This is a genomic window from Micromonospora sp. CA-248260 (assembly GCF_050942205.1).
Lineage (GTDB): Bacteria > Actinomycetota > Actinomycetes > Mycobacteriales > Micromonosporaceae > Micromonospora > Micromonospora antibiotica.
The window spans coordinates 2734447-2748436 of record NZ_CP192021.1; the positions used below are offsets into that span (position 1 = coordinate 2734447).

Below are 13990 nucleotides of genomic sequence, written 5' to 3' on the forward strand. Positions count from 1 at the left end.
CGCCGCGCCCGGCGTCGACTCACCCATCCGGATCGGCATGTACGGGCCGGCGGCGGCGTAGTCCCAGCACGACAGTGCCCCGTGGGCGTGCAGCAGGGCCGCGATCGCGTCGGCGTCGGACAGGATGCCGGTGACGTTGGAGGCGGCGGAGAAGCTGCCGACCCGCAGCGGTCGGTCCGCGTACCGGACCAGCCGGTCGGCCAGTTCGACGCGGTCGATGTGCCCGTCGGCGTCCGCGCCGATGACGACCACGTCGGCGTACGTCTCCCGCCACGGCAGCTCGTTGGAGTGGTGCTCGTAGGGGCCCACGAAGACCACCGGGCGCTGCGCCACGGGGATGCCGTCCAGCAGCTTGTGCCGGTGCGCCGGGCCGGCGGGCAGCCGCAGTTCGAGGAGCCCGACCAGCTTGTCGACCGCCGCCGTGGCCCCGGAACCGCAGAAGAGCACCGCATGCTCGTCGGTGCCGCCGACGGCGTCGAGGATGGTCCGTCGGGCGTCCTCGCGCAACCGCCCCGTCGCCCGACCGGTCGCGGAACTCTCGGTGTGGGTGTTGGCGTAGCGGGGCAACACCCGGTCGCGGATGGTGTCCTCCACGAAGTCCAACGCCCGGCCGGAGGCGGTGTAGTCGGCGTAGGTGATCCGGCGTGGCCCGTAGGGCCCGTCGAGCAGCTCACCCTCGCCGATGACCCCGTCGCGGATCCGCGCCAGCAACCGGTCCACCCTGGACGTGTCCACCGTACCCATGTCGCGCTGCCTCCCCACGGCGATGGCGACGGGGCGGGTCGACGGCGCGTCGGCGGGCGTCGGTGTCCCGACCGCTGTCCACAGTGTGCCCGACCGGCCGCCCCCGTCGCTCGCCGCCCGGGATGCCGACCCGCACGCCCCGGGGCCACGCCGGGCGGCGACCGGGAGCCGGCCGGTCGGGCAACCGGCGTCCGTGCCCGCGCCGGGATGCTGGCGCCCGCGCCCGTACGGGTGCGACGATTTCGACCGGCCCTGCCGACGACCCGAGGAGAACGCGATGGCCACCGGTGCCGAGCTGGACGACTGCCGGCGGGTCGCCGAGGAGGCGGCTCGCCTCGGTGGCCGGGAGCTGCTACGGCGCTTCGGCGACCACGGCCGCGTCGACTACAAGACCGCCTCCACCGACCTGGTCAGCGAGGCGGACCGGGCCAGCGAGGCGCGCATCGTCGAGCTGCTGCGCACCCGCCGGCCCCGCGACGGCATCCTCGCCGAGGAGGGCAGCGACCACCTCGGCGACTCCGGGCTGCGCTGGGTGCTCGACCCCCTCGACGGCACCGTCAACTACGTCGCCGGAATGCCGTTCTGGTGCGTCAGCGTCGCCTGCGAACAGCAGACACCGGACGGCTGGCAGCCCGTCGTCGGGGTGGTCCACGACCCGGTGCACGACGAGACGTTCCGTGGCGTCCGGGGCCGGGGCGCGTTCCTCGACGACACGCCGCTGAGCCGGCCCGCCGGGATCACGCTCGGCGAGGTCGTCCTCGCCGCCGGGTACGCCTACGACGTCGCCCACCGCCGGGTGCAGGCGGCCGTGGTCACCGACCTGGCCGGTGACGTACGCGGGGTGCGGATGCTGGGCTCGACGGCCCTGGCTCTGGCCTGGATCGCGGCGGGCCGCTGCGACGCCTACGTCGAGGACCGCACGTTCCGCTGGGACTGGGCCGCCGGTCTGGTGATCGCCGTCGAAGCCGGTGTCGCCGTCGAGGTGAGCGGAAGTCGGGTGCTCGCCGCCCCACCGGAGCTGATCGACGGACTGCGTCCCCGGGTCGCCACGCTGGGCTGACACCGCGTCCGCCGGGCGGCTCGGCGCGGCCTCAGCCGGCACCGAGGCAGACGAACGCCGCCGCCGTGGCCCCGGCGGTGCCGTCGCCGGGCACGGCGAAGGCCTGCTGGGCGTCGGCGAGCGCCTGCGCCGGGCGGACCCCGCCCCGCATCCGTCGGTGCAGGTCCAGCATCAGCGCGGTGGTGGGTTCGGCCGGCACCGGCAGCACGGTGGCGATCAGGCACCGTGCGCCCAGGGCGAGCAGCACGGCGGTGAAGCCCATCACCTCGTCGCCGGGCCGCACCCCGGTCAGCCCCGAGTCGCAGGCGGAGAGCACCACGCAGCCGGGCGGCCGGGCGACCCGTTCCCACTCGTAGGCGAACAGCGGTCCACCGGCCAGCTCCAACGTGGAGAACTGCGGGTTGTCGGCGCGGAAGGTGCCGTGGGCGGCGATGTGGACCAGGCCGGCGCCGTCCAGGGCCGTGGTCAACGCGTCGGCGGTGGCGTCCGCACCGGTGAGCAGGGTGGCGTCGGGCAGGACCTGCCCGAGGCGGCGTACCTCGGCCAGGCCGGCCGGCAGGCGCGGCCCGCAGGCCAGCACCGAGGGCCCGGCCGGCGGACACCGGCCGTCCGCCCGCAGCCAGGCGGTGGCCGACAGGGCGACGGTCACCGCGCGCCCGGCGCAGGTCGGCAGACCCGACCACGGCACCGCGTGCAGGGCCCCGACCGGCACGATCACCAGGGGCGGTCGCCGAGGTGCCGGCGCAGCGGCTCGAAGAGCTGCCGGTCCAGCGTGGCGGCGGCATGGCGGGCCCCGGCCTGCGCGGTGGGCGTGTCGCCGGTGGTGACCAGCCGGCGCAGGGCGAACCGGTGCCACCGGGTCAGGTGCACCGCCTCCGCCAGCGGGCCGAGGTCGTGCAGGCTGGCCCGGCCGTCGCGGACCAGCACCGCCCGCAGCCGCTCGCCGTGGGCGACCAGCTCGACCAGCACGCGGGAACCGAGCCGCCCGGCGAGCACCCCCACGCCGGGCGGGGTCACCACGCCACTCCCGCCGGGCACCCGGCGGGCCAGGTCCTGGATGCGCTGTTCCAACCGGGCCTGCCGGCTGCGTAGGGCATGGGCCGGCCGGCCGGCCAGCACCTCGTCCTCCAGCAGGCTGCTGACGAGCCGCAGCTCGGTGAGCGCCGCGAACAGGTCCGGGTCATCGGGAGGCAACGCCGGGCGCATCCGCAGCGTGTTGGCCCGCCAGCGTTCGGCCCAGGCCAGCGTCCGGGCCGGGGAGCCGGCGCGGACTGCGATGTCGAGGCCCTCGGCGGCCAGCTCCTGCCCGTACGTGCCGCTGTGGGCCCGCAACTCCGTGGCCCCGAGCGACGTGCGGTGCCGGTCGAGGACGGCCAGCCCCCGGCGCAGTGCCCGGGCCGCACCGGCGTCGTCTCCGGTGAGCCGCCGCGACCGGGCCAGGGCGTACCACCCCTGGGCGCGGCGGGGGCGGTGCCGCGCCGGCGGGCCAGGGCGGCCACGTCGAGCAGGGCCACGGCCCGGTCGACGCGACCCGCTGCGGCGGCCAGCAGACCGGCTTCGATGCGGGTGGTCAGCGCCGGACCCGACCACCCGGTGGCGTCGAGCTGGCCGGCGGTGCGCACCATCGCGGCGAGCAGGGCCGGCGTGCGGGTGCCCCGGCGGAACTCGGCGCGCAGTTCGACGTGCCTGGCGAAAACGGCCCAGGCCCGGGCCTGGGCGGCGGCGGCGGTCGCGGTGTCCAGGTCGTCGGCGAGCAGCGCGGCCCGGGCCTGGGCGAGCAGCGCCTCGGCGAGGTCCGAGGCCATCCCTCTGCGGTGCAGCTCGCGGACCGCGGCGGCGGCGACCTCGACCGCCTCGTCGAGCAGCGGCACCGACAGCAGCAGCTCGAACCGGTCCAGCAGCAGCGCCGGTCGGGGCACGGCGAGCCGCCGGTACTCCTCGTCGACGTCGGCGAAGCAGCGCAGGGCCATGGCGATCTCGCCGCGTTGCCCGGCGGCGATACCGCTGTTCCAGCGGGCGTCGGCCGCCGCGAGGTCGAGGCCGAGCCGGCGGAAGGCCGCCGCCGCCCGGGAGAGGTCGTCGTCGGTGCCGCCGGGGGAGCCCCGGTGGGCGTTGAGCAGACCACGGTTGTTGCGGGCACGGGCCTCCAGCAGCGGGTCGCCCTCGCGCTGGGCGATGTCGATGGCGATGCCGTAGTCGCGCACCGCCTCGGCGTAGCGTCCGCGGTAGTGCAGCACCACCCCCCGCTGCATCCGGGCCCGACCGGCGTCGGCACCGGTGAGCTGGGGCAGCGCGGCGGTCACCGCCCGCAACGCCGCAGCGGTACGGCCGGCGTTGGCCAGCACGTACCCGAGGCTCATCCGGGCCAACGCCTGGGTACGGGGGGTGCCGGCGGCCCGTACCGCCCGCCGGAGGTGGCGCAGTGCGCCGGTCAGGTCGTTCAACTCGCGCAGGGCCAGACCGATGGCCCGCTCGGCGGTGGAGCGTTCGTCGTCGTCGGCGGTCTGGCCGGCGAGCACCCGGTGGGCGATCGTGATCGCCTCGGGTGGGTATCGCTGGACGGCGTCGAGTGCCGCCTGGGCCGCCGTGGCACCGGAACCGGTGCTGTCGGACATGCCCTAGAGAGTCCACGACGGACAGCCGCGAGTCAACGTCGAGAATCCGTCGCGGGAATTTCGTCAATGGGTGTCCTGCTTGGTTTCACAATTGACAACCGGCGATGGTCCGGAATAATTGGCGGTCGGGGAATTCGCCGCGTCCACCATCGGTGGGCGCGCTTCTCTCACGAGCATGGAGGATCCGTGCCGCCGTCCGACCACCCCACCGTGCCGGGTCCGGCCGGCCGGCTGTCCCGACGGCGGGTCCTGGCGCTGTCCGCGCTGGCCGTGGCGGCACCGCTCGGCGTCGTGCCGCGCCCTGCCCCGGCGGTCGCTGGCGACGCGGACGCCAACGCCTACCAGAAGGCGTTCGAAGCGGCGCTGGCCGCCGACCAGAATGTGCGTCGGTACACCGTGCCGGGGCGGGAGATCCTCTACCGGCCCCGGCAACTGCTCGCCGCCGCCGCCGACGCCAAACGGGTCACCACCTGGCTGCGTGCCCACGACTATCCGGTGACCGTCGGCGCCGGCTTCGCCGGTGTCACCCGGCTGTTGTTCGACCGGGAGACCGACATCCCCGGCGTCGTGGGGAAACTACGCGACCCCCAGCAGTGGCCCGGTCAACCGGTGCCGGCGGTGCAGCCGCACCACGTGCTGCTCGGCCTGGGCAACATCATGGGCAACCCGGGCACGCCGCCCCGCCCGGCGGCGGCGCTGCCGCCGCCCGACCCGACCCGGCTCGGTGAGGGGGCAGGCGTCACCGTCGGGATCTGCGACACCGGGATCTGGCAGCAGGCCGGCGCGTGTCACCCGCAGTGGCTCGGCGGCACGTACCTGCCGCAGCCCGACGACGAGGACCCGCTCTACGTCCACACCGACGTGCTCGCCCCGCAGGGCGGGCACGGCACCTTCGTCGCGGGGGTGGTCCGGCAGGCCGCGCCGGGGGTACGCGTCGACCCGGAGCAGGCCCTGGACCCGACCGGGGTGGGGGACGAGGCGACCGTGGTGGCCGCCCTGAGCCGGCTCGCGCCGCAGGTGTCCGTGTTCAACCTCTCCCTGGGTGGCTACACCCTGGACGACCAGCCGTCGCTGCCACTGGCCAACGCGTTGGCCGCGCTGCCGACGACGAGCGCCGTGGTCGCGGCGGCCGGCAACGCGGGCACCAGTCGTCCGCTCTGGCCCGCCGCCCTGGACCGGGTGCTGGCGGTCGCGGCGGTCGCCCAGACGTCCGGCGGTCTGGTGCCGGCGGTCGACAGCTGCTTCGGCCCCTGGGTGGACGCCTGCGCCCTCGGCGAGCGCCACAGCACCTACGTCGAGGGGCAGCTGCCGCTACCCGGGCGGCCGGTACGCCAGTTCCACGGGTTCGCCGTCTGGGCCGGTACCTCGTTCGCCACCGCACACGTCTCCGGGCGGCTCGCCGCCCTGATGACCGCCGGGGGCCTCAGCGCGGACCAGGCGCGTACGACCCTGCTCGCCGCCCCCCGGTGGCACCCCGACTACGGGGTGCTCGTCGGATGAGCCGTGTGACGCCCCGGGCGGTGGCCCGGTGACCGGTGCCAGCACGACCAGCCTGTTGTCCGCCGCCGCCGGTGGGGACGAGTCGGCCTGGGCCGAACTGGTCCGCCGGTACACCCCGGTCGTCTACTCGGTCATCCGGGCGTACGACCTCAGCCGGGCCGACGCGGCGGATGTCAACCAGACCGTCTGGCTCCGCCTGGTGGAGCAGCTCGGCCGGGTACGCGAACCCGAGGCGTTACCGGGCTGGCTGGCCACCACGGCGCGGCGCGAGTGTTACCGGTTGTCCCGCCTCAGCCGTCGGGCCCAGCCCGTCGACCCGTACGACCAGTCGTTGCAGACCTATCACGGGCTCTCCCGGGAGCTGGCGGCGATGGCGCCCGCCCCGGACGACGAGCTGCTGCGCGCGGAGCGGCGGCAGGCGTTGCGCGAGGGTTTCGTGCAGCTCCCGCCGCGCTGCCAGGCGCTGTTGGCACTGCTGACGACCGACCCGCCGATGAGCTACCGGGAGGTTGCCGAGCGGCTCGGCATTCCGATCGGCAGTATCGGACCCACCCAGGCCCGCTGTCTGCGTAGGCTGCGGAGATGTCCGGCGATCGTCGAGTTTCTCGGAGCGTCCGCCATCGGCACGAACGGGGGTGAGCCGGATGGAGCCGTGGCCGCCGGTCGATGACGACGCGCTGACGACGGAGCTGGGCGCGGCGCTGTGGGACACGGGGCCGGTCTCGGAGGCCTACCTGAGCGCGGCGTTGGCCGCGTTCACCTGGCGTACCGCCGACGCGGAGCTGGCCGTCGCCGAGCTGACCTTCGACTCGGCGGTCGACGCCGAACTGGTGGGCATGACCCGGTCTGCCGCGTCCGCGCGGACGCTCTCCTTCCGCAGCGGGTCGGTGCTGGTGGAGATCGAGGTGAGTGACGCCGGGATCGTCGGGCAGCTCTCCCCGTCCGGTGGCGGACGGGTGAGCGCCCGCACGGCCGCCGGCACCTACGACGAGGCGTCGGTGGACGCGATGGGCTTCTTCTCGTTGGGCGCCCCACCGCCGGGTCCGGTCCAGTTGTGCGCGCGTACCGTCGGGTATGCCCTGTCCACCGCCTGGGTCTGTCTGCGCTGACCGGCGCTCTGCTCCCGGGAGGGCGGCGCGGGCGGTGCCGCGCGTCCGGTGTCCGACCCCGACCGACGACGGTGGGGCGTGGGCCGGACGGCCCACGCCCCACCGTCGCAGGTGGCGACGACCCGGGTTATCCCCGCTGCCCGTCCGCCAGCAGGTACTGCACCCCGCCGAGGTCGGCGCGGGCGGTGCCGTCGGCGTCCGGCCCGAACTGGGTCACGTTGAGCGCGGTCTCCTTGGCCAGGGCGGTCTCGGCCGAGAAGGCCAACGAGAACTCGAGGCGCTCACCGGGCTTCAACACCAGCCCGCTGATGCTGGCCTTCGTCGGTTCGACGATCTCCAATTCGGTCTTGCCGACCTGGCGGATGCCCGTGCCGACCTTTCCGGTGGACTGCCAGCGCTCGAACAGGGTCGGGCCGAGGTCGACGAAGACCCGGGCGCCCCGGGCCTGCTCCGCCGGCTGGGTGAAGACCAGGTCGTTCTTGGTCTCCGCGGTGGTCACGTTGCCGATGGCGAACGGCCGCACGACCCGCGGTCCGCCAGCGACGAGCCGGACCGAGTCGACGTTGCGCCAGACGATGTTGTTGTTGTGCTGGGTGTTGACGCTCGTGCTCGGACCCTCGAAGGTCATCGGGTCGGTGGGTGACACCCAGCGCGCCAACAGGCAGAAGTGACCCGGTCCGGGCACCCCGGTCCACGGGATCGTGACCGTGGTGACGCCGGGGTAGACGGGCACGCTGACCGCGCCGATCTGGGTCCAGTGCGTCGGCCAGGTGGCGCCGCCGCCCGGGGTCGTCCGGTAGACCCGCAGCACCCCGTTGTCGATGCCCGAGCCGTACGGTCCGTTGTTGCGCACCTTCAGGAAGAGATAGTTGGTGACCCCGACGATCGGGTTCTGGCTGACGGCACACTCGACGGCGGTCGGGCAGACCTTGATGTCGGGGCTGGCCCACAACGGGCCGTACGAGTGCGGCTGGACGCCGGTGTCGGCGGCGACGTCCTTCATGTAGACGTCGGTGCGGGCCGCCGCGGCGGCCTTGCCCTGCGGTGCCTCGCCGGGTGCCGCGGCGGCTGCGGTGACCGCCAGCAGCCCGGCCAGCGCCGCACCCGTGAGTACGGCCAGCGTGGAGCGGCGGACGCGCTTTCCTACCTTGCCCATGACAGGTTTTCTCCCATCGGCGGGGGACGTCGATCACGACGTGTTTCGATGTCGTGTCGGCGCGATGACGTAGTTGAGGAGTTGGCCATGCGCCGGGAAATACCGTCCCGGGTGCCTGCCGTCAGATGGCGCGAGGACCGGCAAAACGACAGCCATCGATGTGTGTGGGGGGTCGACCGCCCGTCTCGATGGCCGCGATCGATCCCGTGGCCCGCCCCCCGGGGGTGTCCGGCCCGTCGGCGGCGGGGCCGGCGCGATGCCTTTGACAATCGACTGTGGTGAATTAATGTTGGGGCTCGCGAACGTGCGCCGGGCGGTCATCGGGGCGGCTCGCGCCCCGTGTCCCGCCGCCCCGCCGTGCGCCGACCCCCGGGAGGGAACCGCCGCCATGAGACTGAGGAGCAGTCATCTCGGTGCCGCTGCGGCGACCCTGACGCTGGCCGCCGCCCTGGACGGCGTCAGCGTCCCGACCACCGTGCCCGCCAGCATGAGCCCACGACCCGGCACGGCGGTGCCGGGCAGCCCACCACTCGGTACGGCGGTGCCGGGCAGCCCGCCGCCCAGCGGGGCGGCGTGCACCGTCCGGTACTCGGTCTACACCTGGGACACCTTCCTGACGAGCAGCATCACCATCACCAACACCGGTGCCAGCGCGATCACCTCCTGGAGGCTGACGTTCCCGCTGCCGGCCGGGCAACGCATCACCACCGACTGGAACGCGGTGTACTCGCCGTCCAGCGGCACCGTCACGGCCCGTGGACTCGACGACCACGTCATCCTCGGGCCGGGGGCCTCGATCGCCATCGGGTTCGTGGCCGAGCACACCGGTGACACCGGCAGCCCGTCCTCGTTCACCCTCAACGGGACGCCCTGTTCGCTCACCTGAGGCGGAGTCCCGCCGGCCGGGCCGGGTCCCCGCCGTGGCGGTCGGCTGCGTGCCGGAGAGCGTCGGTTGACGGCGGCCCGCCGCCACCACCAGCGTCACGCGGTGCCGCTGGAGGACCCCGAGACGGGCTCCGGCCCAGGACGGTGACGTCCTGGGCCGGGAGTACCGCGTCGCCGATCAGGCGATCTTGACGTCGCTGCACCACATGTAGGTCTGGTCAGCGTGCGACGCCTTCCAGATGAAGAACAGGACGTGGCTTCCGCTGCGCGAGGACGGAATCGAGACGTTGAACGAGATGTTCTGTGCCGGCGCGTACCGCCCGGTCGTGGTGATCAGGTCCAGGTTGCCCCACCCGACCCGCTGGGTGGCCGGGTTGAACCCCTGCTTGGTGACGTAGACCCGGAAGAAGTCCGCACCGTGGCTGGCCTGGTCGTACATCTGGACGGTGAGGTTGCGGCCGACGGTGGTCGCCTTCCACGCCCCGGGCGTGTTCAGCGAGTTGTTCCGGGACAGGGCGTTGCTGCACAGCTGCCCGTCCGGGGTGCTGGGCTGGTACTGGCCGGCCAGGCCGTCGCGCAACGCGCTCATCCAGTTCCACATGGTGTCCGGGTTGGCCTGGAACGCCTGCCAACACATCGGGTCCTGCTGCTGCATGGCCGGGTTGGTGTGCTGGCTGCCCCAGGTCTTCCAGCACTGATACGCCCGGGTCGCCGGGTTGATGATCGTCCCGTGGGCCTGGGCGGGGCTGGTCAGGGGCAGGGTGCCGACCACCATGGCGAACATCAGGACGAGCGCCTGGAGGGACCGGCGGACGGTTGACCGGGGGCGTCCGCCGGATCGGTCGGACTGGTGTGAACGCACTGTTCATCCTCCATTCGTCGGTACGGGACATCGAGTGGTGAATGCTCCCGAATCCACTGTTGCACCCATGCAGCCAAATATCAATGTTGATCGATATTTAGTCGGATTGGATCGAGCTGTCGGATGTGGAGCGAGCTGTCCGAGATCGCCGCATCGCCGGCGGGCGGCCGGGCCGTGGACCCGAGGTCACCGCAGGTCCGGGTCCGGGCGGCCGGACGGCGTGGTGTCGGGCCGGCCACCGGGGGCGGCAACCGGGCGTCGGCCACCCGGCACGGTGACCCCGGGTCGGCCGCCGGGCGGTCACCACGTGGCGGGGCGTGCCGGCCTGTCGGCCGGACGGGTCACAGCTTCGCTGCGGCGTCGTACCTCCGGCGCAGGTCGGCCATCTCCGAGGCACCCAGCGCCTCCTGCTGCGCGATCGTCGCGTACGCGGGCGGGAACATCTCCCGGAGCCGGTCGACGAACCTGACCTCCGCAGTCGCCTCGACGACCTGGATTCCCGGCGGATCGGTGGACAGGTCCATGATCAGTGGGCCGGCCAGCTTGACCGCCACGTCCCAGGGGCGCTTCTGCTCGGCGATGCCGCACAGATGGAAGCCGTAGATCTTCTGGACGTCGGTGAACGTGGTGGCCCCGGCCGGTTCGAAGCCGTAGACGCGGACCCCACAGATCACCGGCGGCTTCTCCGTGGTGGCGCCCTGCTGGGCGTCGTGCCCGGCATGCTGGTGCTGCCCCGGATCCGCCTTTTCGAGCGTGGTACGCATCCGGGCCACGATCTGCGCCTGCAGATCCGCCGGCTCCGCCCCCGTGCTGCTCCGGTTGGCCAACACGACAGTGCCGACCGACACCACCAGCAGGATCACCGCCACCCACACCAGGCGGTGCCGGTACCACGCGGAACTCTCTGGGGAACTCATCGCTTCTCACCTCGTCGCCGGTTGTGGTGCTCTGGCAGGCCCGTCAGGCGACCCCGGGCAGGCGTCGAGCGTGTCGACCGTCGGGGCGCGTGGCGGCGGATACGTGTGGCGGGCGGGAGTGCCCACCCGGCGGGGTGCCCGTCAGCACGGCGATGGCCCGTCGAGGCGGTGTGCGAGCGTCCGTCGAGGCGGCGCGCTGTCGATGCCGTGCTGCTCCCGTGCTGGCCGTTCTCAGTGCGGTTGCCCCCGCGCTGCGGCGATATGAGCTATTCCAACACGTCTGGATGCACTCTGGCAACATTGACGGATCTCAGTGGGCTTTCGACCCGCTCGGGTACTTGCGGCACGGCCGGTCGGCGGGGGTCAGTGGACCGAGGGCGGCCAGCGGTGGGTGCGCCACTCGTACCAGGTCGGGAATCCCGCCGGGGGGTCGTCGATGGGCTCGCCGCCGTCGAGCTCGCCCGGCGTGGGGACGTCGAAGCGGGCGGCCCACTCGACGAGTTCCCCGTCGGACATGGGCCACGTCGTGTGCGGTTCCTCGGCCTGGCGTTGGTCACGTCGTTTCCGCTGCTCGGACGGGCTGAGAGCGAAGTAGTGCAGTTCCACCGTCGCGCCGACGTCAAGCGCCGCGCGGCGCAGGGCGGAACGCTCGTTGCGGTCCCACAGGCCGTAGTCGAGCACGACGTTGGTGCCGAGTTCGAGGGCGCGCAGCGCGATCTGGATGAGCCTTCCCTCGATCACGGCTCCCGCCAGGGGCGGATTCCCGGGCCCGTAGAGAGCCTTCACCCACTCGTCCTTGGTCAGCCGAAGTGCTCTCCGTTCGATCTCGATGCGCCGGGCAGCCGTGGTCTTCCCGGCGCAGGGCAGGCCCACGGTCAGGAACAGTGTCGGTTTCTCCATCAACATCCTCCGGCCGGACGCCCCCATCATCGCGCACCGCCACCCGGGCCGCTCCCCGTTGCCCGGTGTTCCCCGCCGTGCTGACGTACGGCGACGGGTGGACGGGCGGTGTCACATGGTGCGGGCGGGCCTCGCCATGGTCAGCCGAGGTACTCGTCTTCGAGGGTGGGGATCACCGGGGACAGCAGGCGGTCGGCGTGTTCGGTGACCGTTGCGCGCACCAGCCGGAAGACCCGGAAGGCCAGTTCGTGCCCGGGGTCCTCGTCGTCGTGCACGTACAGCAGCCCGTAGGACCCGGGGGCGAGCTGACCGATCCTGGTGAACAGGTCGAGGATGTCGGCACCCGACGTGCCCCGGTGGTTGGGGAACCCGCCGAGATGGACGTGGTACGCGCCGTTGACCGGGCGTAGGTCGATCAGCCCGTGGCCGGTGAGACCGTCGAGCAGGTGCTGGATCTCGTCGAGGCGCAGGGGTGGGTCGTCGTCGACCGCCTCGGCTGTCGAGCGGAGGGTGATCCACCCGTGGTACTCGAACATGGCGGCAGTGTAGGTGCACCTCCTCAGGTCGCGGTGCCGTCGCCTGGCGTGCCGGTGCGGCGTAGCTCGCGTAGTACGCCGTGGCGGCGCAGGGCCCAGGTGAGGCGTGGGACGCTCGGGTGCCGGATGAACAGCACGGCGACGCGGCGGGCCAGGCCGACCCGGTCGGCGTCCATCTGGTTCTCGACCGCCTGCCAGACCAGCTCGCGCACCCTGGCGTCGTCCAGCACCGCCCGTACCTCACGCCGCACCCTGGGGTCCTCGGCCGCCGAGGTGATGGCGGCAGCCTGACCCGGTCGGTCGGCACGCGGTCGAACCACCGCCGCGAGGAGCGGTCGGCGTACCTCGTCGCGTTCCAGCAGCAGCAACACCGCTTCCCGGATCTCGGTCGTGTCCAGACTGGACCGCAGCAGCCGCAGCAGGCTGCGTTCCACCTCGCGGTCATGGTCCGCAACGGAGAGCGTGGCCAGCAGCAGCGCCACCTCCTCGAGGTCGACGACGTGGCGTACCCCGTCGCGGAACTCCGGCAGGCCCCAGGCGGCCTGCAACGCCGTCACGAGATCGCGGTTCACGACCAACCGCTACCCGCAACCGGCGACCGGTGAAACCCCGGACCGATCGGGTCCACCCCGTCGGGCCGCGGGCCGGCCAGGTGGCGGTGTGAGGGCGGCCGCCGAGCAGGTGGTGCAGGTGGGTAGCTGGACTGCGGGGCGGCTCCGGACCCCCATCGGCGCAGGAAGCCCTCGAACCGTGGCGTTGCCGCCTCCGTGCAGGGGACGTTCCCGGTGAACCGCACCACCGTATCCGGCAGACCGGGTTGCAGGCGTGCCAGGAGCCGTCGTGCGTCGAGGACGTCCTGGGCGTGCCGGATCCGGGATGGGCGGTGGGCGTCAGCGTCGTCGCGACGGGTTCAGGCGGCTGCCTGCCGGGGGCAGAGCATCGGGTGCAGCAGCCGGGACAGCTCGGCGACGTCGGCGACGGGTCGCGCGAAGCTCACCCTCGCCCGTCGGGCCGCGCCGGGCTGGCCGTACGCGACCAGCAGGCCGTACCGGTCGATCCGGACCACCCGTGGCGACTCGGCACCGGTGAGCTTCAACTGCCGGCGCAGGTGGGCCGCGACCTGCTCGGCGTGGTGGTCGGCGAGGTCGGCCAGCAACCCCGCCTCGGCCGCGTGCAACGGGTCGGGCTCGGCCTGTGCGTACGCCTGCGGGTCGATCGGGCGCGTTGCGCCGGCGCGTTCCCAGCGGGCCTCGGTCACCTCGAACCGGTGCAGCTGGAACCTGCTGCCCACGTCGAGCAGGTCGCCGGTGGGCCGGGTGGCGGCGAAGTCCATCGCGGCCTGCCGGGCCGCGTCGCCGTCGAGGCGCTCGGCCCAGCCGGAGACCCAGGCCCGGCCGAGCGAGGGGGCACCGGCGGTGGGCGGCAGGTCGAGCACGTCGAGGACGGCGGCGACGGCGGTGTCCCCGGCGGGCGGCGTGAGCGCCGTGGCGAGGTCGCCGGGCGCCGGCACCAGCAGCAGCACCCGGCCGGCCGGGTCGGTGGCGTGCCGGACCTGGTGCGGGCCGGTGCTGCCGGCCAGCTGGGCGAGGGCCGGCAGCCCGCCCGCGACGAGGGTACGCACGATCTCCGCCGGGCTGGGTCGCATGATCCCTGACTCCTCAATGTAGGTTAGCCTTACCTAAGTTGCAGGCTAGACCATTCGATCG

At 73.4% G+C, this 13990-nt stretch carries 15 protein-coding genes and 1 pseudogene; 5 read left to right on the forward strand and 11 right to left on the reverse strand.

From position 1 onward, the window contains the following. Positions 1-15 precede the first annotated feature (15 nt). A pseudogene (locus ACQP2H_RS12020) lies at positions 16-744 on the reverse strand (aminotransferase class V-fold PLP-dependent enzyme); the annotation flags it as partial. Between the two features lie 277 nt (positions 745-1021). On the opposite strand from ACQP2H_RS12020, the gene ACQP2H_RS12025 reads away from it, so the two are divergent. Then, entirely contained in the window at positions 1022-1804 is a 783-nt protein-coding gene (locus ACQP2H_RS12025; protein ID WP_433232756.1) for an inositol monophosphatase family protein, read from the forward strand. 31 nt (positions 1805-1835) lie between these two features. On the opposite strand, the gene ACQP2H_RS12030 is transcribed toward ACQP2H_RS12025, so the two are convergent. Genes ACQP2H_RS12030 through ACQP2H_RS12040 form a run of 3 tightly spaced genes read right to left on the reverse strand, consistent with a single transcriptional unit; the run spans position 1836 to position 4419 of the window. After that, positions 1836-2516: a CHAT domain-containing protein gene (locus ACQP2H_RS12030; protein WP_433232759.1), complete on the reverse strand. Its 681-nt coding sequence runs from the start codon at positions 2514-2516 to the stop codon at positions 1836-1838. Positions 2517-2518: 2 nt separating this feature from the next. Continuing rightward, the gene (locus ACQP2H_RS12035; protein WP_433232762.1) at positions 2519-2875 is read right to left on the reverse strand and encodes a hypothetical protein; all 357 of its coding nucleotides are present in this window, start codon (positions 2873-2875) and stop codon (positions 2519-2521) included. Further along, positions 2818-4419 carry a hypothetical protein gene (locus tag ACQP2H_RS12040; protein ID WP_433232764.1) on the reverse strand — a complete coding sequence of 534 codons (1602 nt, stop codon included), beginning with the start codon at positions 4417-4419 and terminating at the stop codon, positions 2818-2820. The genes ACQP2H_RS12035 and ACQP2H_RS12040 overlap by 58 nt, the downstream gene beginning before the upstream one ends. 186 nt (positions 4420-4605) lie before the next feature. Between ACQP2H_RS12040 and ACQP2H_RS12045 the strand changes: the two genes are divergently transcribed. Genes ACQP2H_RS12045 through ACQP2H_RS12055 form a run of 3 tightly spaced genes read left to right on the forward strand, consistent with a single transcriptional unit; the run spans position 4606 to position 7028 of the window. After that, a complete protein-coding gene (locus tag ACQP2H_RS12045; protein WP_433232767.1) occupies positions 4606-5919 on the forward strand; it encodes a S8 family serine peptidase in 1314 nt (437 codons plus the stop codon). A gap of 28 nt (positions 5920-5947) precedes the next feature. After that, the gene (locus ACQP2H_RS12050) at positions 5948-6589 is read left to right on the forward strand and encodes an RNA polymerase sigma factor (RefSeq protein WP_219460421.1); all 642 of its coding nucleotides are present in this window, start codon (positions 5948-5950) and stop codon (positions 6587-6589) included. After that, positions 6564-7028, forward strand: a complete 465-nt coding sequence (locus ACQP2H_RS12055; RefSeq protein ID WP_219460426.1) for a hypothetical protein — start codon at positions 6564-6566, stop codon at positions 7026-7028. The genes ACQP2H_RS12050 and ACQP2H_RS12055 overlap by 26 nt, the downstream gene beginning before the upstream one ends. A 127-nt stretch (positions 7029-7155) precedes the next feature. Here the strand turns inward: ACQP2H_RS12055 and ACQP2H_RS12060 are convergent, their stop codons facing one another. Next, complete coding sequence (locus ACQP2H_RS12060; protein ID WP_208570537.1) at positions 7156-8184, reverse strand: hypothetical protein; 1029 nt, start codon at positions 8182-8184, stop codon at positions 7156-7158. Positions 8185-8572: 388 nt separating this feature from the next. Here ACQP2H_RS12060 and ACQP2H_RS12065 point away from each other — a divergent pair, with 388 nt between their 5' ends. After that, positions 8573-9070 (forward strand): cellulose binding domain-containing protein, encoded by a 498-nt coding sequence (locus ACQP2H_RS12065; RefSeq protein ID WP_219460430.1) that lies wholly within the window; start codon positions 8573-8575, stop codon positions 9068-9070. A 177-nt stretch (positions 9071-9247) separates the two neighbouring features. Here the strand turns inward: ACQP2H_RS12065 and ACQP2H_RS12070 are convergent, their stop codons facing one another. The 6 genes from ACQP2H_RS12070 to ACQP2H_RS12095 form a co-directional block, all read right to left on the reverse strand. After that, a complete protein-coding gene (locus ACQP2H_RS12070; protein ID WP_219460433.1) occupies positions 9248-9931 on the reverse strand; it encodes a lytic polysaccharide monooxygenase auxiliary activity family 9 protein in 684 nt (227 codons plus the stop codon). 341 nt (positions 9932-10272) lie between these two features. Then, positions 10273-10848, reverse strand: coding sequence for a hypothetical protein (locus ACQP2H_RS12075; protein ID WP_357537248.1), 576 nt, complete (start codon positions 10846-10848; stop codon positions 10273-10275). A gap of 363 nt (positions 10849-11211) precedes the next feature. Beyond that, a complete protein-coding gene (locus tag ACQP2H_RS12080) occupies positions 11212-11748 on the reverse strand; it encodes an AAA family ATPase (RefSeq protein ID WP_357537247.1) in 537 nt (178 codons plus the stop codon). Between the two features lie 140 nt (positions 11749-11888). Beyond that, positions 11889-12284 carry an Imm7 family immunity protein gene (locus ACQP2H_RS12085; RefSeq protein ID WP_363822181.1) on the reverse strand — a complete coding sequence of 132 codons (396 nt, stop codon included), beginning with the start codon at positions 12282-12284 and terminating at the stop codon, positions 11889-11891. Between the two features lie 23 nt (positions 12285-12307). After that, a complete protein-coding gene (locus ACQP2H_RS12090; protein WP_363822178.1) occupies positions 12308-12856 on the reverse strand; it encodes a hypothetical protein in 549 nt (182 codons plus the stop codon). A 338-nt stretch (positions 12857-13194) separates the two neighbouring features. Next, on the reverse strand, positions 13195-13929 hold the full coding sequence (locus tag ACQP2H_RS12095) for a DUF2470 domain-containing protein (RefSeq protein ID WP_219460448.1): 735 nt from the start codon (positions 13927-13929) through the stop codon (positions 13195-13197). Positions 13930-13990 lie beyond the last annotated feature (61 nt).